18 protein-coding genes and 3 tRNA genes are annotated in these 21,977 nt (G+C 68.2%); 11 read left to right on the top strand and 10 right to left on the bottom strand.

Annotated features, from left to right (window positions below; translation table 11 throughout):
• Positions 1–49 precede the first annotated feature (49 nt).
• Both G554_RS0104935 and G554_RS0104930 read right to left on the bottom strand, forming a co-directional pair.
• A complete protein-coding gene (locus tag G554_RS0104935; RefSeq protein WP_071162158.1) occupies positions 50–598 on the bottom strand; it encodes a nucleoside deaminase in 549 nt (182 codons plus the stop codon).
• A 54-nt stretch (positions 599–652) separates the two neighbouring features.
• Positions 653–1,375, bottom strand: coding sequence for a tRNA adenosine deaminase-associated protein (locus G554_RS0104930; protein ID WP_027587037.1), 723 nt, complete (start codon positions 1,373–1,375; stop codon positions 653–655).
• Between the two features lie 287 nt (positions 1,376–1,662).
• Between G554_RS0104930 and upp the strand changes: the two genes are divergently transcribed.
• Both upp and G554_RS0104920 read left to right on the top strand, forming a co-directional pair.
• Entirely contained in the window at positions 1,663–2,289 is a 627-nt protein-coding gene (upp, locus tag G554_RS0104925) for a uracil phosphoribosyltransferase (protein WP_027587036.1), read from the top strand.
• On the top strand, positions 2,273–3,166 hold the full coding sequence (locus G554_RS0104920; RefSeq protein WP_051232456.1) for an HTD2 family dehydratase: 894 nt from the start codon (positions 2,273–2,275) through the stop codon (positions 3,164–3,166). Before upp ends, G554_RS0104920 begins: the two co-directional genes overlap by 17 nt.
• 110 nt (positions 3,167–3,276) lie before the next feature.
• Here the strand turns inward: G554_RS0104920 and G554_RS0104915 are convergent, their stop codons facing one another.
• Positions 3,277–3,798 carry a YbaK/EbsC family protein gene (locus tag G554_RS0104915; RefSeq protein ID WP_036924709.1) on the bottom strand — a complete coding sequence of 174 codons (522 nt, stop codon included), beginning with the start codon at positions 3,796–3,798 and terminating at the stop codon, positions 3,277–3,279.
• A 47-nt stretch (positions 3,799–3,845) separates the two neighbouring features.
• On the opposite strand from G554_RS0104915, the gene G554_RS0104910 reads away from it, so the two are divergent.
• Positions 3,846–5,777, top strand: a complete 1,932-nt coding sequence (locus tag G554_RS0104910; protein WP_027587033.1) for an alpha-amylase family glycosyl hydrolase — start codon at positions 3,846–3,848, stop codon at positions 5,775–5,777.
• Between the two features lie 133 nt (positions 5,778–5,910).
• On the top strand, positions 5,911–7,968 hold the full coding sequence (locus G554_RS0104905) for a S9 family peptidase (RefSeq protein WP_161626463.1): 2,058 nt from the start codon (positions 5,911–5,913) through the stop codon (positions 7,966–7,968).
• A gap of 276 nt (positions 7,969–8,244) precedes the next feature.
• Here the strand turns inward: G554_RS0104905 and G554_RS0104900 are convergent, their stop codons facing one another.
• The gene (locus tag G554_RS0104900) at positions 8,245–8,967 is read right to left on the bottom strand and encodes a glycerophosphodiester phosphodiesterase (protein ID WP_027587031.1); all 723 of its coding nucleotides are present in this window, start codon (positions 8,965–8,967) and stop codon (positions 8,245–8,247) included.
• Positions 8,968–9,175: 208 nt separating this feature from the next.
• Between G554_RS0104900 and G554_RS0104895 the strand changes: the two genes are divergently transcribed.
• Positions 9,176–9,541 (top strand): hypothetical protein, encoded by a 366-nt coding sequence (locus G554_RS0104895; protein ID WP_027587030.1) that lies wholly within the window; start codon positions 9,176–9,178, stop codon positions 9,539–9,541.
• Between the two features lie 156 nt (positions 9,542–9,697).
• On the opposite strand, the gene G554_RS0104890 is transcribed toward G554_RS0104895, so the two are convergent.
• Together G554_RS0104890 and G554_RS0104885 are read right to left on the bottom strand one after the other, a co-directional pair.
• Positions 9,698–9,773: transfer RNA gene (locus G554_RS0104890), tRNA-Arg, on the bottom strand.
• A 117-nt stretch (positions 9,774–9,890) separates the two neighbouring features.
• Positions 9,891–9,984 (bottom strand) — tRNA-Ser (locus G554_RS0104885).
• 728 nt (positions 9,985–10,712) lie between these two features.
• On the opposite strand from G554_RS0104885, the gene G554_RS0104880 reads away from it, so the two are divergent.
• Positions 10,713–12,083 carry an LCP family protein gene (locus G554_RS0104880; protein ID WP_342663090.1) on the top strand — a complete coding sequence of 457 codons (1,371 nt, stop codon included), beginning with the start codon at positions 10,713–10,715 and terminating at the stop codon, positions 12,081–12,083.
• Positions 12,084–12,092: 9 nt separating this feature from the next.
• Here G554_RS0104880 and galK read toward each other — a convergent pair whose 3' ends face one another.
• Both galK and G554_RS0104870 read right to left on the bottom strand, forming a co-directional pair.
• Positions 12,093–13,340: a galactokinase gene (gene galK / locus G554_RS0104875; RefSeq protein WP_027587028.1), complete on the bottom strand. Its 1,248-nt coding sequence runs from the start codon at positions 13,338–13,340 to the stop codon at positions 12,093–12,095.
• A 171-nt stretch (positions 13,341–13,511) separates the two neighbouring features.
• Entirely contained in the window at positions 13,512–14,513 is a 1,002-nt protein-coding gene (locus tag G554_RS0104870) for an NAD(P)H-quinone oxidoreductase (protein ID WP_027587027.1), read from the bottom strand.
• 161 nt (positions 14,514–14,674) lie between these two features.
• Here G554_RS0104870 and G554_RS0104865 point away from each other — a divergent pair.
• The 5 genes from G554_RS0104865 to G554_RS0104845 all read left to right on the top strand — a co-directional run bounded on the left by G554_RS0104865 (position 14,675) and on the right by G554_RS0104845 (position 18,861).
• Positions 14,675–14,757 (top strand) — tRNA-Ser (locus G554_RS0104865).
• A 60-nt stretch (positions 14,758–14,817) separates the two neighbouring features.
• Complete coding sequence (locus G554_RS0104860; protein ID WP_027587026.1) at positions 14,818–15,324, top strand: hypothetical protein; 507 nt, start codon at positions 14,818–14,820, stop codon at positions 15,322–15,324.
• Between the two features lie 181 nt (positions 15,325–15,505).
• The gene (argG, locus tag G554_RS0104855) at positions 15,506–16,924 is read left to right on the top strand and encodes an argininosuccinate synthase (RefSeq protein ID WP_027587025.1); all 1,419 of its coding nucleotides are present in this window, start codon (positions 15,506–15,508) and stop codon (positions 16,922–16,924) included.
• 329 nt (positions 16,925–17,253) lie between these two features.
• On the top strand, positions 17,254–17,820 hold the full coding sequence (locus G554_RS14740; protein WP_051232454.1) for a WhiB family transcriptional regulator: 567 nt from the start codon (positions 17,254–17,256) through the stop codon (positions 17,818–17,820).
• A gap of 273 nt (positions 17,821–18,093) precedes the next feature.
• On the top strand, positions 18,094–18,861 hold the full coding sequence (locus tag G554_RS0104845; protein ID WP_027587024.1) for an HAD family hydrolase: 768 nt from the start codon (positions 18,094–18,096) through the stop codon (positions 18,859–18,861).
• A 435-nt stretch (positions 18,862–19,296) separates the two neighbouring features.
• Here the strand turns inward: G554_RS0104845 and G554_RS0104840 are convergent, their stop codons facing one another.
• Together G554_RS0104840 and serS are read right to left on the bottom strand one after the other, a co-directional pair.
• Entirely contained in the window at positions 19,297–20,634 is a 1,338-nt protein-coding gene (locus tag G554_RS0104840; RefSeq protein WP_027587023.1) for a DUF4921 family protein, read from the bottom strand.
• Positions 20,635–20,668: 34 nt separating this feature from the next.
• The gene (gene serS, locus G554_RS0104835) at positions 20,669–21,940 is read right to left on the bottom strand and encodes a serine--tRNA ligase (RefSeq protein ID WP_027587022.1); all 1,272 of its coding nucleotides are present in this window, start codon (positions 21,938–21,940) and stop codon (positions 20,669–20,671) included.
• Positions 21,941–21,977 lie beyond the last annotated feature (37 nt).

The following is a 21,977-nucleotide window of genomic DNA, read 5'->3' as shown; positions in this document are numbered from 1 at the left end:
GACCGGCTCGAGGCATCGCCATCGCCTGGTCAGGGGCCGCAGGAATGATTCAGCGCAGATCGTCGAAGAAAGCTCTGAGCTGTCGGCTCGACTCCTCGGCGAGAACTCCCGGGACCACCTCGAGGCGGTGGTTGAGTCGCGGGTCGCGAACCACATCCCACAACGAGGCCACCGCTCCGGCCTTGGGATCGAAGGCTCCGAACACCAGACGCCGGATGCGAGCGGCCACGATGGCTCCGGCGCACATCGTACAGGGTTCCAGCGTGACGACCAGGGTGCAGTCCGCCAGCCGCCAGTTGCCGGCCGCCGGTGTGTCGGGGGCCTGCGGGCCGGCCTGACCCTCCCGGCCCGCGTCGCCGACCAGGGCCCCGCAAGAGAGTCCGCCCCCATGCCATGCGGCACCTCGGTGGCCTTCTCTCAGCTTCTCGGCACCGCGTCGGATCGCCAGGATCTCGGCATGGGCGGTCGGATCCCCGGTGAGTTCCCGTTCGTTGGCGGCCTGGGAGAGCACCGAGCCATCGGGGCCCAGCAGCACCGCGCCGATCGGCACATCTCCCCAGCCGGGGGCCCGAGCTGCCCAGACCAAAGCCAGCTCCATCGCCGACCGCCAGGAGCTCATCGGCCCAGCCGGTTCAGAGGTCACCAGCGGGGCTCAGCGGATCGAGGGAGACGCGTGACTGAACTGCCGGCCGTAGTTGATCCGCTTGGCGATCTGTGCGAGCACCTCGTCGGAGTCCTCGTCGAGGTCGGCGAAGGCCTCCAGGTCGAACTCGCTGATCCCGGCGTCCGACAGCAGCGAGTAGTCGCCCATCGGCTCGGGGTCATCGTCGGGGTCGGGGATGTCGTCGCCCAGGTAGTCGGCGACATCGCGGGCGATCGGCCAGTCATTGCCCTCCACGGCATCGGACAGGAAGACCCCGACATGACGTCCCCTGACCCGCACGATGACGAAGAACTGATGATCGATGGAGACCATCCCGACTGCTCCGGCGTCCCCGGGCAGCCTACGAAGCTGTGTGATCAACTCGTCCAGATCGTTGGCCAGCTGCTTGTCGAGGCTGACGGCAATCCGCTCTCCGTCGTCGTCGTAGAGGGCCACCACCAGGTCGATCTCGTCCTCGAGGGCATCCTCGAGGTCATCGAGATCGTCATAGTCGTCCTCGTCGTCCGCGTCCTCGTCGTCCTCGGTGTCGTCGTCCTCGTCGTCCTCGGTGTCGTCGTCCTCGTCATCGTCGTAGTCGTCGGTGTCATCATCGAGGTCGTCGTAGTCCTCATCGGGAAGGCTCTCGGCCGCCGCATCATCGTCGGAGTCTGCCGATTCCCCGACGGGATCCTCGTCGAACGGGTCCACATCCTTGTCATTGAACGGGCACACAGCGTCCTCCTTAAGCCGACCGGCGCACCCATCGTGTCAGAGAACCCGCCCGGTTCACACCCCGACTGGGTGAAAAGCCGGAGAAATCCGCCCTCGCGAGGTTCATGGCATCCCCCGATGACAGGAATGGCACCCCGGAAGGAGTCCCGAAGTGCGCAAAGTACTCCCCAGACCGGGGTATCTGCGCGTATCTGTGCACGAACCCCGGTGTGGGGAGTACTTCGCGCACCCGGAGGCGGCGGACCACCCGGAGGTGTGCGAAAGTGGAGTCCGTGGAACTGCACGTCATGGACCATCCGCTCGTCTCTCACAAGATCACCTTGTTGCGATCGGTCGAGACCCCTAGCCCCAAGTTCCGTCGTCTGGTCGACGAACTCGTCACCCTGCTGGCCTACGAGGCCACCCGCAACGTGCGCGTGGAACCCCGGACCGTCCAGACCCCGATCGCCGAGACCGAGGGGGTCGCGCTGTCTGATCCCAAGCCCCTGGTGGTGCCGATCCTGCGCGCCGGGCTCGGCATGCTCGAGGGCATGATGCGCCTGATCCCCAGCGCCGAGGTCGGCTTCGTCGGGATGACCCGCGACGAGGAGACGCTGATCCCGGTCACCTACGCCGAGCGCCTGCCGCACGACCTCACCGGGCGCCAGTGCTTCGTCCTCGACCCGATGCTGGCCACCGGCGGATCGCTCAGCGGTGCGGTGAAGTTCCTGGTCAAGCGCGGTGCCACCCACATCACCTGCCTGTGCATCCTCGCCGCTCCCGAGGGCATCGAGCACTTCGGCGACCTGGTCCGCGAGCTCGGTGTGCCGTGCAATCTGGTGGTCGCCGCTGTCGACGATCACCTCAACGAGCACGGCTTCATCGTTCCGGGCCTGGGGGACGCTGGCGACCGCCTCTATGGTCTGGCCGAGTAAACCGCAGGCTGCTGGCCAGCAGATCAGGCAGGGAGTCATCGACCGGTCGGATCTGGAGCCGCTGGCGGTGTTCCTGGGTCGCGCCCCGAGCGGCGATGTCCTGCCTGCCTGCTGGCAGTGGTGCCATTTGCTGGACCCGGTCGACCCACGGCAACTGGACGAGGACGGCTACCTGATCGGCGGCGTCATCACCCCGCAAGCGGGAATGACAAGGATGTTTGCCGGCGGTCGGGTGCGCATGAAGGAGCCCTTGAGGCTCGGGGTGCCGACCAGCCGCAGCACGCGGGTGGCCCGCCGCACCGTCAAGAACGGGCGACACGGCAAACTCACCTTCGTGACCCTCGAGTCGACCTGGAGTCAGGCCGGACACACCCTGCTGACCGATGAGCAGGACTATGTCTTCACCGCCACCCGACCGGTCCGCACTCCCGAGGGCGCGCCATCGGACCCCGGCGCCTCCAGCTCGGCCGCCGTCTCCTCCCCGGCCGATACATCCGGCCCTTCCCACGCTGGTGCCCCGGTCCAGCCCCTCACCGGCGACCTCGCAGACCTGGGACCGGGCCGGATCGCCGTCACCGAACCGATGCTGGTCACCTTCTCGGCCCTCACCGCCAACCCCTACCGGATCCACTGGGACCGCGCCTTCTGCGCTCGAGCAGGCCATCCCGGGCTGGTGATCCACGGCCCCCTCCAGGCGCTGTGGCTGGCCGAGGAGTTCACCCGCCGCGGGGTGGATGCCGCAGGCCGCACCTTCTGCTACCGGCTCACCGCCTCCGCGACCGCACCCGCGGTGATGTCGGTCGGCGAGGGTCCGGACGGAGAGCTGGCGGTTCGTCGGCCGGACGGCACCATCACGGCCACCGCCTCGCTGAGCTGATCGCGCACCTCACCGGGTCCGATCACCGCGGCCCGGGGCGACCCCGGTTCCAGCCCGGGGACCCACCCTGCCGACGCCGGCGAGGACCGCGCCGCAGAGCGCGGTAGCCGTCAGTGGGCCAACCCCTCCACCACCTCGGCATGGGGCAACGCCAGCAGGGCGCTGCCCGGCAGCACCAACTTGGAGGCCCGGGTGCCCGCCCCGATGCACACCATCGGGGCCCGGGCGACTGCGGGGTCGATCCAGATCGGCCAGTCAGCGGGCAACCCCACCGGGGTGATGGCGCCGTACTCCATCCCCGACTCGCGGGTGGCCTCGTCCATCGGCGCGAAAGAGGCCTTGCGAACGTCCAGTCTCTTCCGGACCAGCTTGTTGACGTCGACCCTGGTGGTGGCCAGCGCCAGGCAGGCCACGGTGCGGGTGATCTGGCTGCGGTGCCCGCGCACGATGACGCAGTTGCCGCAGGTCGACTCCGGCTCCCCGAAGGCACGACACAGCGCCTCGGTGTCCGACAGCGCTGGGTCGATGGCGAAGACCTCGGCCTGTGGCAACAACCCGATGAGTCGGCGCACTGGCTCCCCCAGCAGCTCCGGGTGATCGATCGCAGGCAGGTGAACAGCTGAGTCGAACATGACGTCGAGCCTAGACTCCAATCTGACATCGACCAGCAGGAGCACGGATGAGCGCAGTTGCCAGCAAGAACTCCCAGGCCGGGAAGCCCCCTCGCGCAGAAGGAATGGGCTCGATCATCGTCGACGGCGGCGTCGCCTTCCGGGTCTGGGCCCCGCACGCCACCGCGATCGACGTCACCGGTGAGTTCGACGACTGGTCGGCACTGCCCGACCCGAAGAGCGCGGGAGGCCAGGCCGACCGGACCGGAGCCGACGGGCACGGCCCCTCCCAGCCGCAGGGGAGGGCCGAGACCAAGCCGCAACTGCCCACCCCGGCCCACACCCTGCTCAGCGAGGGCAACGACTACTGGTACGGCGAGGTCCCCGGAGCCCGGGCCGGCCAGCAGTACCGCTTCGTCATCCATGCCGAGGACGGCCGCCTCATCCCGAGGATCGACCCCTATGCCCGCCATGTCACCAGCTCGGTCGGCAACAGCATCATCACCGATCCGGATGCCTACGACTGGCGGGGGGACCGTTTCGTCGCCCCGACCCTCAACAACCTGGTCATCTACGAGATGCATGTCGGCACCTTCTTCGACGCCGATCCCGACTCCGACCATCCCGGCACCCTCGACAACGTCGAGGACAAGATGGGGCACCTGGTGCACCTGGGCATCAACGCCATCGAGCTGATGCCGCTGGCCGAGTTCGCCGGGGACTACTCCTGGGGCTACAACCCGGCCAATATCTTCGCCGTCGAGAGCGCCTACGGGGGCCCGGAGAAGCTGCGCGACCTGGTCCGGATCGCCCATTCCCACGGCATCGCTGTCATCATCGACGTGGTCTACAACCATTTCGGCCCCTCCGACCTGGACCTGTGGCAGTTCGACGGCTGGAGCGAGAACGGCAAGGGTGGCATCTACTTCTACAACGACTGGCGCTCCTCGACGCCGTGGGGCGACACCCGGCCCGACTACGGCCGCGGAGAGGTGCGCCAGTTCATCCACGACAACGCCATGATGTGGCTCGACGAGTACCACGCCGATGGGTTGCGATACGACATGACCCCCTACATGCGCAGCGTCGACGCCGGGGAGACCAACATTCCCGACGGCTGGACCCTGTCGCGTTGGATCAACTCCGACATCCGGGCCAAGGAGCCCAGCCGCTACCTCATCGCCGAGGATCTGCACGGCTACGCCCCGGTGGTCTCCGCCGACGACGGCGGTGCGGCCTTCCACGCCCAGTGGGACAACCACTTCGTGCACCCGGTGCGCGCCGCGGTGATCGCCGCCGACGACCAGGCCCGCGACATGGACTCGGTGCGAGAGGCCGTCGAGTTCAGCTACGGCGATGCCTTCTCCAGGGTGATCTACACCGAGTCCCATGACGAGGTCGCCAACGGCTCGGCCCGGGTTCCCGAGGAGATCGACCCGGAGGACCCCGACGGCTACTTCGCCCAGAAACGATCGACGCTGGGAGCGGCGCTGGTCTTCACCGCCCCGGGGATCCCGATGATCTTCCAGGGGCAGGAGTTCCTCACCGACGGCTGGTTCCGAGACACCGTTCCGCTGGACTGGCACCGCAGCACTCAGTACCGCGGCATCGTGCGGCTCTACGCCGACCTGATCAGCCTGCGTCTCAACACCGAGGGGTACTCCAAGGGGCTGACGGGCCAGCATGTCGCCACCCTGCACCTCAACGACGAGCACAACGTCTACGCCTTCCACCGCTGGTACGACGGCGGCCCGGGTGACGACGTCGTGGTGGCAGTCAACCTGTGCAACACGGTGTGGGGGGAGTACACCATCGGTATGCCGTACGCCGGTTCATGGACCACCCGGCTGGACTCCGATGCCACCCTCTACTCCGCCGACTTCGTGGGGGCCGAGGTCCCGGTCCGGGTCGACGCGGTGGAGCAGCCTTACGACGGCCAGCCGGCCAGCGCGACCTTGGTGCTGCCTCCCTACTCGGTGATCATCCTGTCGCGGGACTGAGGAACTCCCCGGCACTCTGACGTGCACCGGCACTGACACTAGGGTCGGGGCCATGCGGCCAGAGCAGATTCCCCTCCTTCCTCATGTGGGCGCCCCGTCGGTTCATCCGGGGCGGGCCTGGGCGGTGGTCTCGGTGACTCATGCCAGCTTCGAGGCCGACGACCACATCGGTCAGTTGTGGCGGGTTCCGCTGGGCGCCCCGGCTCCCGGCGAACAGCCCGCGGAATCATCGGGAGCGCTGGACGGCGAGGGGTCAGGGCTGCCGGGCGCCACGCGGATCACTCGCGGCTTCGCCGACACCTGCCCGAAGGTCTCCCCCGACGGCCGCCTGATCGCCTTCCTGAGACGACGCCCGGGCCACCGCGCCCAGCTCGCCCTGGTCGAATCGGGCGGCGGGGAGCCGTGGATCATCACCTCCTTCACCCAGGGGGTGGCCGAGTTCAGCTGGGCTCCCGACAGCCGTCGCGTCGTGGTCTCGGCGCGAGTTCCCGACGCGGGCCGATACGGCAGCGTCCAGGGGATCGACGCCGACCACGAGGATCCGCGTCACCTCACCGGTGTGAAGCTGCGCCACAACGGGATGGGGGCCGGCTGGTACGCCGACCGGCCGCTCCAGCTCTTCCTCATCGAGGTTCCCGACCCGCAGGCCGAACCGGCCGTGCGGCCGGTCGGACGAGCGGCCGGATCGGCCGGATCGGCCGGCGGCGAGTCTCGCGGGGCCGGGGACTCCAGCACCGAGGAGACCATCCCGGGTCTGGCCGAGGTGCGCCGGATCACCAGCGACGGGGCCGACTGGACCAGTGCGGTGATCCTGCCCGACGGCAGGATCCTGGCCTGCTGCGAGACGCCGGAGTCGGGCATGATCAGCACTCTGATGTGCATCGACCCGGACCAGGGGCTCCCGGCGACCCCGGTGCCTGGGACCGGTGAGATCAACGTCGATGGGCAGACCCACCAGGTCGCCATCCACTCGGTGGCAACGGGGGCGGGGCCGGCGGTCCTCGTCTCCTTCACCGATCTCGGCGCCGAGGGGGATGACCCGGTGGCCGCCAACAACCAGGTGGGGGTGATCAGCGCAGATGGTCTCCTCCCGCTCACCGATCCCGACATCTCGCTGGACCATGTGCTGAGCGCGGCGGGCCCCGGGGTGCTTGTCACGGACTCCTTCCAGGGCCGCGGCAGGGTCCACCTGGTCACTGGGCCCCGGGCGGGCTGCGAGCGGGCCGGTCAGGACCGGGTGGTCCTGGACGCCGAGATGGTCGCCACCTCTGCCACCGCGATCCCGGGCACCCAGAACTTCTTCCTCGCCGCCGTGACGACGCCGAGGTCCCCCGGCGAGCTGGTGCTGATCGGCCCGCGCGGCGTCACCCAGTTGACCGACTTCGGCCGGGATCTGCGCGAGGCGGCACCGCCGGTCCAGCCCGAGGAGTTCACCGCCGAGGGCCGCGACGGCAACCCGGTGCACGGCTGGATCCTCACCCCGACCGGGCCGCGGACCGATCCGGCCAGCCACCATCCGGTCCTCCTGGTGATTCACGGCGGCCCGCACTCCCAGTACACCGGCAGTTTCTTCGACGAGTTCCAGACCCTGGTGGCCGCCGGGTACGCCGTGGTGGCCTGCAATCCGCGCGGTTCGGCCGGCTACGGCCGCGAGCATGCCCGCGCCGTGATCGGTCACTTCGGCGACGTGGACGCCGCCGATGTGCTCGGCTTCCTGGAGGCGGCCCTGGCCACCCATCCTGACCTGGATGGCGATCGGCTCGGGATCATGGGAGGGTCCTACGGCGGCTATCTCACCGCCTGGATCATCGGCCACGATCACCGCTGGCGCGGCGCGATCGTGGAACGGGGATACCTGGACCCGAGGTCCTTCGTCGGCGCCTCCGACATCGGCTGGTACTTCCCCGACGTCTACAACGGCACCGATCCCCGGCAGCTGGCGGCCCAGTCGGCGATGGCGTGGGCCGAGCAGGTCACCACGCCGACCTTGGTGATCCACTCCGAACAGGATCTGCGCTGCCCGATCTCCCAGGGGTTGGAGTACCACGCGCGGCTGGTGCGCGCCGGTCTCGACGCCGAGCTGCTGGTCTTCCCCGGCGAGAACCACGAGCTGTCCAGATCCGGGACGCCGTGGCACCGGCGTCAGCGGATGGAGGCGATCCTGGACTTCTGGGACCGGCATCTGAGCTGAGCCCGGAGCTGTGGGACCAGCTCCCCGACCGGCTCCTGCGCTCTTCCCAGCTCCGCACGTCCCCCTTTCCGGCTTCACAGATCCGGGACGTCCACCACCCCCTCAACGACGTTCGTCCTCAAATCTGGCGTTCGTCCTGGAATTCCAGGACGAACGTCGGATTTGAGGACGAACGTGGCCCTGGCCGCCAGGGACCAGCAGCCCCGCAACACCCGGACACCAGGGACCAGCAGTCCACAGCCGGCCGGACCCGAACCAGGCCGGAGGTCACACGAATCAGGAGGCTAGCGCCGCCCGCGCACCCGCCGGGTCGTTGGTGATGATGGCGTCCACCCCCAGCGCGGCCGCCTCACGGATCTGGTCCAGGTCGTCGAGGGTCCAGACCCGTACCGCCAGCCCGGCGGCGTGGAACCTCGGCACCTCGTCGCGACCACGCAACAGCCAACCGCCCGGGTGGACGGCCTGCACACCGATCCGCGCTGCGTAGTCCCACGGGTCGGCGAGGTCGTCGGCATAGAGCACGCCACGCCGGATGGTCGGTGCCGCCTCGGCCAGCTTGACCAGGCTGCGGTGGTTGAAGCTGGAGAGCACGACCTGATCGGACATCCTGTGGACCCGAACCGCCTCGACGACCTCCTCCTCGAGCCGGGGATAGCGGATCACGCTGTTCTTCAGCTCAATGTTCAGGCTCAACTCGGTGGGGGCCAGCAGCTCCAGCACCTCGTCGAGCAGCGGGATCTGCGCCCGAGCCCATTGCGGGTTGCCGGCAGCGAAGTTGAGCCCCTGCAGGTCGGCCAGGCTGTGCTCGCCGATGAGGCCGGTCCCGTCGCTGGTCCGGTCGACCTTCTCGTCGTGGCAGACCACCAGCTGACCGTCGGCGGTCATCTGGACGTCCAGTTCGATCCCGTCGGCGTCTTCTGCAATGGCTTCCTGAAAGGCCACCATGGTGTTCTCAGGCAGATTCCTGTGGGCCCCGCGGTGGGCGAAGAGGGCTGGCATGGCAGGTCCTTTCGAACGGGTCGATCCGCATGGTCGAACGTGAGCCCAGCATCGCACAGTCACCGGCGGCGAAAGCCTCTCCACGACACCGGTGGAATTGCCAGGACCGTGGTAGAAGTGCGGCATCGACCGTTTTCGTCAATCACCTGCGGGCGGTTCCCTGAGAGCCCTTAGGATCATCCTGGATGGTCGGACCAAGGGGAGACGGATGGCACTCTTGTCGTGGTGGAGGAAGCGCAGGCGTGACCGGGAAGCCGGCCAGCCCACAGACGTCGTGACCGCCTACGCCAGGATGCTGGAGGCCGAGGCAGCGATGCGAGCCGCCGTTGCGGCCGCCGAGACTGCTGCCGGGGAACTGGATCGCCTCATCAAGGACAACGGCCAGATCAGCCAGATCGAGGATCAGGCCCAGCGTGCGACTATCCTGGCCACCACGGCCCAGCACCGCGCGCAACGGTATGGCGGGGCCTGCGAGGCCTTCGACCAGGCGTTGAAGGTCGCCGGACTGCCGGCCGACTGGACCCCGGAGGCGGTGGAGTCCCCGGCACCTGCCGAACACCGGATGAAGCTGTGAGACGACGCCGTCCGGCTCGTCTGAGCCCACCAGATCACCACGCGTGACCAGGCCACCTTGGACGATGGCGTTGCCGACGGTCGCCGGCCGGTGCCGTTCCCGGGGGCTGAGGCACAGTTCAGGCCCCGAGTCCTGAGGACTCGGGGCCTGAGATGCTGGCGCGCCCGGAGGGATTCGAACCCCCAACCTTCTGATCCGTAGTCAGATGCTCTATCCGTTAAGCCACGGGCGCTTGAACCTTGCGCGTTAGAAGACTTTACAACGACTGGTGCCCGGCACCAAATCGGCCGGGCCCTGCAGGGCCCGGCCGATGCATCCGGTGATCACAGGAACCACGCCCATGAGGTGGTGGCGGAGGTGGCGGGATTTGAACCCGCGATGGGAGTTAAGTCCCAAACCCGCTTAGCAGGCGGGCGCCATAGACCAGACTAGGCGACACCTCCAGGATGCCGGTCCACCCTATCGGCAAGTCCGCACCTCAGCAATTCGGCGATGGTGGTTACCATGGGCTCGGCGCTCGACCCAGCCGGCTGCTGCGCAGCCAACCTGCGAACATGACGCATGGGCCCGTCCGCAACCGGCGCAACCGCCTACTTCCTTCGTCGAGAGGACGAGCATGGCCGACTCCCACTCCGGTGGAGATTCGCACGCCCCTCGACACGCAGATCCGTGGTGGCTCGACGACCCCGAGTCCATGGAGGACACCCACATCCTCGGCCGCCGCTCCCTGGAGCAGGCGCTGAGGGACGAGCAGATGAGCGCCGAGAAGCACCCGTCGACCGAGGACCATCCCCGGCACGGTGGCTACGACGATGAGCCCTACTACGCGCCGACCCACGCTCTCACCGTCGACGCCGACGCCGACGACCCGTTCGCAGACGTCGGCGGCAGCACCGCGGGCTTCCCCCGTCAGGGCCGCTATGCGATGACGGAGGACTACTCCGCCGACGCCGGCGTCAGCGCTCGTTCAGTCTCCGGCGTCCGCGCGCCCGCGGCGGCCGCGCAGCACGACAGCCATGACGGCAGGGCCTTCCGCCGCTCGGCGATCTGGACGGTGCTCGGCGCGGCGGTGCCCGGCCTGGGCCTGATGGAGAGCCGCCGCGACAGCCACCGGCGGTTCGGGCTGGCCGTCACCGGTCTAGCCCTGGCCGCCCTCACCGTGCTCATCATCATGGCCGTCACCAGCCCTGCTGCGCTGGCCTCGGTGGCAGTACGACCCAGACTCCTCAACGTCATCGCCATCGCCCTTCCGGTAGTGGCCGTACTCCTGGTGGCCCTGCTGGTCTTCACCCACCTCGACATCCGGCCCGCCCGGATCACCCACCCGCAGCGGTGGATCTCCGCAGTCCTAGTCGGCACCCTGTCCCTGGCGATCGCCGCTCCGATGGCGATCTCGGCACGCTATGCCCGTGACGAGTCGGCGGCACTCAGCAAGATCTTCGCCGAGTCGAAGTCAGGCACCCGCCCCTCCATCGACTACAACCAGAGCGTCGCCGACATCTGGCGGCAGAAGCCGCGGGTCAACGTCCTGCTGGTCGGCGGGGACGACTCCTCGACCCGCCAGTACCGCCAACACGGCGAGATGAACACCGACACCATGATGGTCGCCTCGATCGACACCCAGACCGGCAACACCACGATCATCCAGGTGCCCCGCAACCTCGCCAATCTGCCCTTCCCCGCCAACTCCGAGCTCCACAAGATCTACCCCAACGGCTTCTCCAACGGCCACGGCGACGACTCGGACTTCTTCGCCAATGCGGTCTGGTCCACGGTCGAGAACGACCACAAGGCGGCCATGGGCGACACCGACTACCCCGGCGCCGACGCCCTCAAGCTGGGCATCGGCCAGGCCCTGGGACTGTCCATCGACTACTTCGTGATGCTCGACATCGACGGCCTGCAGAAGTTGGTGGACGCCGTCGGCGGGGTCACCGTCAATGTCAACGAACGGCTGCCGATTGCCGGCAACACCGAGGGCAAGGTCCCCACCGGGTACATCGAGATCGGCCCCGACCAGCACCTCAACGGCTACCGGGCGATGTGGTACGCGCGCAGCCGGTCGGCGTCCACCGACTACGACCGGATGGGACGCCAGTCCTGCCTCATGAAGGCGGTCTTGGACCAGGTGAGTCCCCAGACGGTGCTCACCCGTTTCGAGTCGATCGCGGCGGCCTCCGGGGACATGGTGGTCTCCGACATCCCCCAGGGAATGCTGCCGGCCTTCGTCGAGCTGGTGATGCGGATGCGCGACGCCAATGTCAACCGGCTGCTCTTCGTCCAGGGCAAGAACGGTTTCGTGGCCTACGACCCCAACTACAACCTGATGCGCACGCAGGTGAAGGAGGCGATCGCCGACGCCTCCAGTTCCAAGAACAGGAACAAGCCGGTGACGTCGTCGTCCCCCCGCCCGACTCCCTCGGCGACGCCGACACCGACGCCCACCCCCAGCAACTCGGGCTCGAGCACCCCGACTGCCTCTGCCACCGCGGTGAGCCAATCGGTGACCGACGTCTGCGCCTACAACCCCATTCAGAAGTAGCAGGGGCCCTCAGTCCACCCGTCCGGCAGGATCCGATGGAGTGACGACGTACAGCTGCGGAGCCCCGAAACCGTGCCGGGAGAAGGCCTCGACGACCGCCTCGGCAACCTCCTGGCGCCTGCTGGCGTCCACCAGTGCGATGGCGCACCCACCGAAGCCGCCACCGGTCATCCGGGCACCGATCGCCCCGGCCCGACGGGCGGCGTCCACCGCGACGTCCAACTCCGGGCAGCTCACCTCGTAGTCGTCGCGCAGTGAGTCGTGGGAGGCGTTCATCGTCGGGCCGACCTCGCGCAGCCGACCGGCCTCCACCAGGGCGACGAACCCCTCGACCCGGGCGATCTCGGTGACGACGTGGCGCACCCGGCGTCTCATCTCGTCGTTGGCCAGTCGGTCCAGCGCCTCGTCCAGGTCGTCGACCTCGCGCAACGTGTCGACTCCCAGCATCACCGCCGCCGCCTCGCAGGTTGCCCGCCGCTGGCCGTATCCGCCGGTGGCGTGGCTGTGCGTGGCGCGGGTGTCGATGACCAGCAGCTCGAGGTCCTCGGCCGCCAGATCGAAGGGCACCTGTCGGGTCGAGCCGTCCAGGCAGTCCAGCAGCAGGGCGTGACCGCGCTGGGTGCGCAGCGAGGCGGACTGGTCCAGATCCCCGGTACGGGCCCCCACGAAGTCGTTCTCGGTGCTCACCGCGATCTTCACCAGATGGTGACGGCCGGCGTCGGAGTCCCCCATTCCCAGCCCGTTGACCTCGTCGAGGGCCAGCCCGACGGCGCACTCCACGGCCGCCGAGGAGGACAGCCCGGCTGCGGTCGGGACGCAGGAGACCAGGGCGGCGTTGAATCCGTCGACCGGCAGACCTTGCCGTGCCAGCGCCCAGGCCACCCCGGCGACATAGCCGACCCAGGTGGGCGTCTGGCCCGGTTGCAGGCCGGAAACGCTGCCCGACCAGTCGAGGACCTCCCCGCCGAAGGCCGAGACCAATCGGATCTGGTCGTCCTGGCGGGCCCGCAGCGCGACGTAGGTCCGGTGCGGGATGGCGATCGGCAGGCACAGCCCGCCGTTGTAGTCGGTGTGCTCACCGATGATGTTGACCCGTCCGGGGGCGGCCCAGACGCCGTCCGGCGTGCTGTCGAATCGCCCGGCGAACAGCCGGCGGGCCCTGTCGGAGCCCTGCTGAGGGTTCCAGGCCGCAACGACCCGGGGGCCGGCCGGGCCGGCTGCCTCACCTGTACTGCGGGCTGAGCTTGCGGATGTCACGCTGACTCCTGTGTCGACGTCGGGGCCACGATCAGCCCCGGCTCAACGCTAACAGTTCCGTCCCGCCGCCGAGTCACCCAGATGACGCAGCCCACCCGGTTCGCAGTCGGTGCCCCACGCGATCGGGTCGCGGCCTCAGCGCGATCGGGTCGCGGCCTCAGCGCGATCGGGTCACAGCGTCAGCGCGATCTTGCCCAGCACCTCCCCGGACTCCAGTCGGGTGTGCGCGGCAGCCGCCTCGGTGATCGGGAAGATCTCCACCGGCGCCGGGGAGATCCGACCATCGGCATACATCGGCCAGGCCAGCTCCTCGACCCGCCGACAGATCTGCGCCTTCTCGGCCAGCGGCCGGAACCGCAGGCTGGTGGCAGTCACCAGAGCCCTCTTGGAGAGCAGCTTTCCGATGTTGAGCTCCCCCTTGGTGCCTCCCTGCATCCCGATGATGACCAGCCGTCCGCCGGTGGCCAGCGCATCGACGTTGAGGCCGAGATACTTGGCCCCCATCACGTCAAGGATGACGTCGGCGCCGTGTCCTCCAGTGGCGCCCTTGACCCCCGCGACCCAGTCCTGGTGGTAGTCCAGCGCGACGTCGGCGCCCAGTCGGCGGCAGAACTCCTGCTTCTGCGGCGTCCCACAGGTGGTGAGGACGGTGCAACCCAGCGCCTTGGCGTACTGGATCGCGAACTGGCCGACGCCGCCGGCCCCGCCGTGCACCAGGAAGGTCTCGCCGGCCTTCAGCCCGACATGATCCATATTCGAGATCACGGTGGCGGCCACCTCGACCAGGGTGGCAGCGACCACCGGGCCGACGCCGTCCGGCATGTGGAGCAGCTGGCCGGCCGGCACCACGGCGTACTCGGCATAGCCTCCGCCGGCCAACAGCCCGACGACCTGGTCACCCACCTTCCAGCCGGAGACGTCGTCGCCCAGTTCCGCGATCGTGCCGACCACCTCGAAGCCCATGATCTGGGAGACCCCCGGAGGCGGCGGGTAGAGCCCCTGGCGCTGCAGCAGATCGGCCCGGTTCATCCCGCAGGCCGACACCTTGACCAGGACCTCCCCGGAGCCCGGTGCCGGCGTCGGGACCTCGGACCATTCCAGCTTCTCGGGTCCGGGACGGTGGCGTCCCTTCGCATCGGCCTGGTCGGTGGGACGGACTGTGATCGCATGCATGTCTCCACCCTGCCATGGCGGTGGAGCTGCCGGGGAGAGGTTGGTGGGATGACCGGCGGCCCCTCGGCACACATCACAGCAGGGCGCCTCGACCGAGCGGCAACGGGCCGGATATCCCGGGAGAATGGCTAGGATGAGGTCGCACCCCGGGCGACCGGGTTGGCGAGATCGCATAGTGGACGAGTGCAGCCGCCTTGAAAGCGGCCGAGGGAAACCTCCGTGGGTTCGAATCCCACTCTCGCCGCGTGGACCGGACCATTCCGGTCACTCACGACCTGTCGAGTCGCAGATCAGGAGGCCGGTCATGCCAGATGCGGCGGCGACGCCAGCGACCACCCCACAGGGTCTTCCTGCCGGAACGACCAGGCATGTCCTCAAACCGCGGCCCCCGTTCACCGGATACGCGGTGGCGGCGGTGATGTCGATCGCCGGTGCGGTGCTCATCGTGGTGGACGCCGCCCGAGACTGGTCCAATGGCTGGATCGCGCTCTTCGCGGTGGTGCTGGCGCTGGGTATCGCGCTGGCTCTGACCGCGACCTGGTCGATGTTCCGGATGCGCCTGTATGTCGATCTGGACGCCAAGGGCTACCACATCCATGGCGCCGGCCAGGATCGTTCGGGCACATGGGCCGACGTCACCCGGGCGGCTCTCACCGAGTCCCGGTCACGGCTGACCCTCTACCACGGCCAGGTGCGACGCACTCATATCGTCCGGCCCGGGGTCGGCGATCCCGCGGAGATGGACAGGATGGCCGCCGACATCGCCCACCGCCTGGACGCCGATCGCGGCTACTCGCAGTCTCCGCGCTGACAGCGCCGGGACCGTGCTGGTGGGGCCGAGACGCCGTGCTGGTGGGCCCGGGACGCCGTGACAGGCCGGATTCCACACCGGGACGGACCCCCAGCACCCGCGGGCGGAGCGGCGTCTCCCCCTCACGGCGTCCCTAATATTAATTTGTACCTCTGCATATCTATGCTCTACACTTCAGGGCGTGTCCAAGGTTCTCACGCATCTGCCCGTCGGTGAACGCATCGGCATCGCCTTCTCAGGAGGTCTCGACACCTCCGTGGCGGTCGCCTGGATGCGATCCAAGGGCGCCATCCCCTGCACCTACACCGCCGATATCGGCCAGTACGACGAGCCCGACGTCGACTCGGTCCCCGGCCGCGCGCACGCCTACGGCGCCGAGATCTCGCGGCTGGTCGACTGCAAGGCCTCCTTGGTCGAGGAGGGCCTGTCGGCCATCTCGTGCGGAGCCTTCAATGTGCGGTCCGCCGGGCGTCCCTACTTCAACACCACTCCGATCGGCCGCGCCGTCACCGGCACCCTGCTGGTGCGCGCGATGGCCGACGACGACGTCTCCATCTGGGGCGACGGGTCGACCTACAAGGGCAATGACATCGAGCGGTTCTACCGCTACGGCCTGCTGGCCAATCCGCAGCTACGGATCTACAAGCCCTGGCTCGACGAGGACTTCGTCTCCGAGCTCGGCGGACGCGACGAGATGAGCCAGTGGCTCACCGCCCGCAACCTTCCCTACCGCGATTCCAAGGAGAAGGCCTACTCCACCGACGCCAACATCTGGGGCGCCACTCACGAGGCCAAGACCCTGGAGGATCTCAGCGTCTCGATGGAGAGCGTCGAGCCGATCATGGGAGTCAAGTTCTGGGATCCCGACGTCGCCGTTGAGACCGAGGAGGTCTCGATCACCTTCGAGCAGGGTCTGCCGGTGGCCATCAACGGCACCGAGTTCCACGACAACGTCGCCCTGGTGATGGAGGCCAATGCGATCGGTGGACGCCACGGCCTGGGAATGAGCGATCAGGTCGAGAACCGAATCATCGAGGCCAAGTCACGCGGCATCTACGAGGCCCCCGGGATGGCTCTGCTGTTCATCGCCTACGAGCGGTTGGTCAACGCGATCCACAATGAGGACACCCTGGCGACCTACCACAATGAGGGACGCCGGCTGGGGCGGCTGCTCTACGAGGGCCGTTGGCTGGACCCCCAGTCGTTGATGATCCGCGAGTCGCTGACCCACTGGGTGGCCTCGGCGGTCACCGGCACCGTCACCCTCAAGCTGCGCCGCGGCTGGGACTACACGATCATGAACACCTCCGGGCCGAACTTCTCCTACCACGCCGAGAAGCTGTCGATGGAGAAGGTCGAGGGGGCCGCCTTCGGGCCGGTCGACCGGATCGGCCAGCTCACCATGCGCAACCTCGACATCGCCGACACCCGCGAGAAGCTCGAGCTGTACTCCAAGCAGGGCCAGCTCTCCACGCACGCCGATCTGGTCGGCAAGCTGGAGACCGGCGGGGCCAAGGCGATCTCCTCGAACACCGGCAAGGATCACGACGACGCCCAGAAGTCCTTGGACCGTGCGGCGATGGAGTTCGGGGTCGACTGATCGGCTGAGTTATCGGTGGCCAGCTGGTCGCCCCGGCCCGGTGGGCCCGAGGTAGCCGGAAATGGCCTCCCTCCTCGATAACCGGAGGAATCGGTCGCACCATTCGACGGACAATTGTCGGACCAATCACATCGAAAGGCCACTGAGTATTCGTACTCAGTGGCCTTTCGTCTACTACTCAGGCAAGTCGGGTAGCGGTCCCTACAGTCTGGTCTATAGGGGATTTGGAGTTCATGGCAGGCTGAGTAGCAGCACGTGACGAATCTCACAACAAGGGTTCTCTCCGCACCGATCCGTTGCCGTACCGCTCTCAGGAGAAAGGATCTCCCGTGACCATCACGACTGCCAACCGAGTTCCCGCCTGCGCCTTGCTGACAGAGCTGTTCCAGCATCCTTACCTGGAGGAGGACGCCAGCCCCGGTAATGCAGAGCAGCGCCGCCTGCATGTCTCCCTGACGGCCCGGGCGACCGAGGTCTGCGCGAGCTGCCCGTTCTTCGGCGACTGCCTGGAGGTCGCGGTCAGCGGGCATGACGTGGCCGGTTTCGCCGCTGCCACCACGACCCGCCAGCGCACCCGGATCCGCAACCTGCTCGGCGTCCGGGTGTCGCCCGACGACATGGACGCCATGATCGGCATTCTGTCCTCGGGTCGCCAGATCGCCACCCATGACGTCGTGCGGTTGCGCCGTGCCCATCCCGACGAGCCGCTGGACTTCATCGCCCAGAGCCTGGGGTGCTCGCTGTCGACGGTCAAGCGGCACCTGCGCAGGGCCCGCGCCGAGGCGGCCGAGCCGACCACGCTGGCTCCTTCCCGGCCCGGCCGGGCCGAGATCATCGCCGCCTTCGTGTCGGTGACCGGGATACGGCGCACCGCCGAGGAGGTCGAGGCTGCCTGAGTGCGGCCCCGATCGTTCCGACTCCCGCTGCCCTGGCCAACCCTCGCCACCGCTGACCACACCCTGGCCGCCCCCACCACCGCGTTGATCCAGTTACTCCTCGTTGATCCCGTTGCATGAGGATCAACGAGGAGTAACTGGATCAACGCGAGACACGAGACATGAGGCACGAGGAGTAACTGGATCAGCACGGGACACGAGCTGCCCGGCCCAGCCTGTCACCGGCAGTTCACGCTGCGATGGCAGGGTGGAGGCATGAGTTTCACCCCACAACTGGTAGCCCTCGACATCGACGGAACCCTCGTCGACCGTCAAGGGCTACTTCCTTCCCCTGTCGAATACTCGATCCGCAGAGTCGTCGACGCCGGCGTCCCGGTCGTGCTGGCCACTGGCCGTGGACTCTTCGGAGCCCTGCCTGTCCATGACGCTCTCCACCTGCCGGCCGGAGACCTGGTGGTCTCCAATGGCGCGGCCACGCTGTGGACCTCACCCCTGCAGATCCTCGAGGAGGTGCGCTTCGATCCCGGCCCGGTCATCCGCAAGGTGCTGGAGATCCACCCCTCGGCGATCATCGCCGTCGAGGAGATCGGGGTCGGATACCGGCTCAACCGGCTGTTCCCTGACGGAGAACTGCAGGGACGGTTCATCCTCGAGTCCGTCGAGGAACTGACCTCCCGGCCCGCCGCCCGTGTCATCATCCGCGACCCCGACGCGCCCGCCTCCGACTTTGTCGAGATGGCCCGTCATCTGGGACTGCACGGCGTCTCCTATGTGATCGGCTGGTCGGCCTGGCTGGACATCACCCCGCGAGGGGTCAACAAGGCTTCGGCCCTGCAGGCACTGTGCCAGGTGCGCCAGATCGATCCCTCCCAGGTGCTGGCCATCGGTGACGGGCGCAACGACATCGAGATGCTCGCCTGGGCCGGCCGTGGGGTGGCGATGGGTGATGCCCCGGAACAGGTCCAGCAGATCGCCAACGGAGTCACCGGCACCTTCGAGGAGGGTGGCACGGCAGCCGAGCTGGACCGCTGGTTCCGGTAGCCCACAGCCCAACTGCCGGTTCCGACAGGTGGCCCGCTGGCTCCGGTGGCCCGGGAGACGGCTACGGCGGCGCGACTGCCGGTTCCGACAGGTGGTCCGCTGGTTCCGGTGGCCCGAGAGCTGACCGCGACAGCGTGACGACCGGATCAGTATCGGTCAACCACGTTCGTCCTCAGATCCGGCGTTCGTCCTGGAATTCCAGGACGAACGTCGGATCTGAGGACGAACGTAGACTGCGCCCTACCGGTAGCAGAGGCTGGCCATCGGCGCCGAGGACAGATGCCGAGCACCGTGCCCAGGGACAGATGCCGAGCACCGACCCCGGGTCGCAGGCCAGCAGTGGGTGCTGTGTGTGCACGGCGCACGGCATGTCACGACCGTGCCGGCCGGCCTCACCGGGCCGCGGCATTGACTCACAGTCCGACCGCCCACTCCTCACCGGGCCGCGGCGATGACTCCCCGACCGACCTCGCACTCCACACCGAGCCGAATCCCCTCGGCGATCCTCCCGGCGTTGCGGGCCTCCATGAGCCTGGGCAGCAGCCGGGCGCACAGCGACGCCGGGGAGATCGTGTTGACGTAGATCTTCGTGCCGCCCTCGAAGCCGGCCGGGTTCGAGACCCGCAGCTTGAGCACCACGTGCCAGGGCATCGCGGTGCCGACGCCGATCGGGCGATGGTGCCACTCCTCGTTGCAGGCCACATCGGACCCCAGCGCGACATGGATGGCGTGCAGCAGGTCGGCCAGGCCGTCGACCTCCTCGTCGGCCATCTCCCAGGGCTGGTCGATCCGGCCGGTCGACCAGATCGCCACCGATGGGTACCGGTGTCCGAAGGCCACGAAGGCCACCGCATGATCATTGGCGGCCAGCATCAGATGGTGGTCGATGGCGAAATCGGGCCCCCAGCGGTTGAACAGGTAGGGATCACCGTTCACCTTCTCCAGGGCCGCCTCATTGCTGGCGCCGATCTCGTCGATGGCCACCAGCTGCTTGTGGAGGTGGTCGAAGGAGGCCCCGGCGGGCTCCAGCCAGTTCTGGAAGACGGCCACGTACCGGGCCTCCGGGTTGGCGGCGTAGAGGTCGGCGGTCGAGGAGACCGTCAGGGCGATGAAGGCCCGGTGCTCGGCCACGCTCAGCTGACCAGAACCTGCCAGTCCGGCGGTGGTGGCGGCGTCATCGGTGTAGTGCCTCCGGGCGATGATGACGTCGTGACCGCCGCCGAAGAAGGGGGCGGACTCCCGACGCAGTTCGGCGGGGTTGAGCGCGGCGGCCCGCAGGGACAGCCCCTGGGCGGAGAACTTGGCGTCCAGCACCCGCTGCACATGGCTCAGACCGGCCTGATCGGCCAGATAGGACTCCTGCCAGTCACGCGCCTCGGCGGACAGGTCGACGCCATGGTTGTCATGCCAGTACTGCCAGGTGAGGATCTCGAAGAGGTTCGGCACCCGGCGGAACTCCGCGGTGCTGGCCGACAGCTCGGACGCCGGGAGATGGCGCAGCGTCCGGAAGCTGCCGCGGACATCGCCGAACGGGTCGGGCACCAGACGGCACTTCTCGGGCGGGGTCTCCAGGACCCGGTCGGCGCAGAAGGCGCAGGCCGAGACCCGGTCGGCATTGGCCAGCGGCCGTGGACCGACGATCGGCCGGCTCAGCGGCCGGGCGCCGCGCCCGGGCACCGTCCACACCTGAACACCCGAGAAGGGGTTGGTCTGTTTGATGGTGCCGTCTGGTAGTTCGCGGTAAAAGGGGTTGTCGTCGACTGATGCCGTCACGAGCCAAGAATGTCACGACCCCCGAGGATCGGCCTCAGGCGGTCTCGAACCGCTCCTTGCCACCCAGGTAGGGCCGCAGCGCCGCCGGAATGGTCACCGAGCCGTCGGCGTTCTGGTGGTTCTCCAGGATCATGATGATGATCCGGGTCATCGCGCACAGCGTCCCGTTGAGGGTGGCCAGCGGCTCGACGCCATCGGGCCCGCGGTGCCGGATGGACAGTCGGCGGGCCTGGAAGGTGGTGCAGTTGGAGGTCGAGGTGATCTCCCGGTAGCGGTTCTGGGTGGGCAGCCAGCCGTAGCAGTCGTACTTGCGGGCAGCCGACAGGCCGAGATCCCCGGAGGCGACGTCCAGCACCTCGAAGGGGATCTCCAGGGCCTCGATGAACTCCTTCTCGAAGCCGAGCAACTTGGCATGCCAGGCCTCGGCCTGCTCCGGAAGGCAGTAGACGAACATCTCGACCTTGTCGAACCAGTGCACCCGGAAGATCCCCCGGGTGTCCTTGCCGTAGGACCCGGCCTCGCGGCGGAAGCACGGCGAGAACGCCACGTAGCGCCGGGGCAGCTCGGCGTCGTCCAGGATCTCATCGGAGTGGAAGGCCGCCAGCGCCACCTCGGAGGTACCGACCAGGTACTGATCGTCCTTGGGCAGGTAGTAGACGTCGTCGGCGGCCTGGCCGAGGAATCCGGTCCCCTCCATCGCCGAGGGCTTGACCAGGGCCGGCGGGATCATCGGGGTGAATCCCCAGCCGGCGGCCTTGGTCATCGCCAGATTGAGCAGCGCGATCTCCAGCTGGGCACCGATCCCGGTGAGCACGTAGAACCGCGATCCGGAGATCTTGGTGCCCCGCTCCATGTCGATCGCCCCGAGCGCCTCGCCGATCTCCAGGTGATCCTTCGGCTCGAATCCCTCGGCGGCGAAGTCGCGCGGGGTGCCGATGGTCTCGACCACCTCGCCCTCGTCCTCACCACCGGCAGGGACGCCGTCGATGACGATATTGCCCAGGGTCTTGTCGAGCTCGATGAACCTCTGCTCGGCCGTCTCGGCCTCCTTCTTGAGGTCGGCGACCTGGCCTGCGATCTCCTTGGTGCGGGCCAGCAGTGCGGCCTTCTCCTCACCGGAGGCCCGGGCGATCTGCTTGCCGAGACCCTTCTGCTCGGCGCGCAGGGACTCGTGCGCAGCGATCGCGTGACGCCGGGACTCGTCGGCGGCGACCAGCTCGTCGACGACCGAGGGGTCGTCGCCACGAGCGACCTGGGAGCGACGGACACGGTCCGGATCTGTGCGCAGGAGTTTCGGATCAATCATGGCCCTGATCCTACCGAGGTGACGCCCTCGTGCGTCG

Origin of the sequence: Acidipropionibacterium thoenii DSM 20276, assembly GCF_000423445.1 — a bacterium.
Taxonomy (GTDB): Bacteria; Actinomycetota; Actinomycetes; order Propionibacteriales; family Propionibacteriaceae; genus Acidipropionibacterium; species Acidipropionibacterium thoenii.
Note: the sequence above shows the minus strand (reverse complement) of the source record. Positions and strands in the feature narration are given on the sequence as shown.

What these genes read in the sequence shown, in the direction of transcription:
- G554_RS0104935 (WP_071162158.1), bottom strand. Translation starts at nt 598, where the DNA reads ATGGAGCTGGCTTTGGTCTGGGCAGCTCGGGCCCCCGGCTGGGGAGAT.
- G554_RS0104860 (WP_027587026.1), top strand. Translation starts at nt 14,818, where the DNA reads ATGCCAGATGCGGCGGCGACGCCAGCGACCACCCCACAGGGTCTTCCT.
- G554_RS0104910 (WP_027587033.1), top strand. Translation starts at nt 3,846, where the DNA reads ATGAGCGCAGTTGCCAGCAAGAACTCCCAGGCCGGGAAGCCCCCTCGC.
- upp (WP_027587036.1), top strand. Translation starts at nt 1,663, where the DNA reads ATGGACCATCCGCTCGTCTCTCACAAGATCACCTTGTTGCGATCGGTC.
- G554_RS0104900 (WP_027587031.1), bottom strand. Translation starts at nt 8,967, where the DNA reads ATGCCAGCCCTCTTCGCCCACCGCGGGGCCCACAGGAATCTGCCTGAG.
- G554_RS0104880 (WP_342663090.1), top strand. Translation starts at nt 10,713, where the DNA reads ATGGCCGTCACCAGCCCTGCTGCGCTGGCCTCGGTGGCAGTACGACCC.
- G554_RS0104915 (WP_036924709.1), bottom strand. Translation starts at nt 3,798, where the DNA reads ATGTTCGACTCAGCTGTTCACCTGCCTGCGATCGATCACCCGGAGCTG.
- serS (WP_027587022.1), bottom strand. Translation starts at nt 21,940, where the DNA reads ATGATTGATCCGAAACTCCTGCGCACAGATCCGGACCGTGTCCGTCGC.
- G554_RS0104895 (WP_027587030.1), top strand. Translation starts at nt 9,176, where the DNA reads ATGGCACTCTTGTCGTGGTGGAGGAAGCGCAGGCGTGACCGGGAAGCC.
- G554_RS0104870 (WP_027587027.1), bottom strand. Translation starts at nt 14,513, where the DNA reads ATGCATGCGATCACAGTCCGTCCCACCGACCAGGCCGATGCGAAGGGA.
- G554_RS0104920 (WP_051232456.1), top strand. Translation starts at nt 2,273, where the DNA reads ATGGTCTGGCCGAGTAAACCGCAGGCTGCTGGCCAGCAGATCAGGCAG.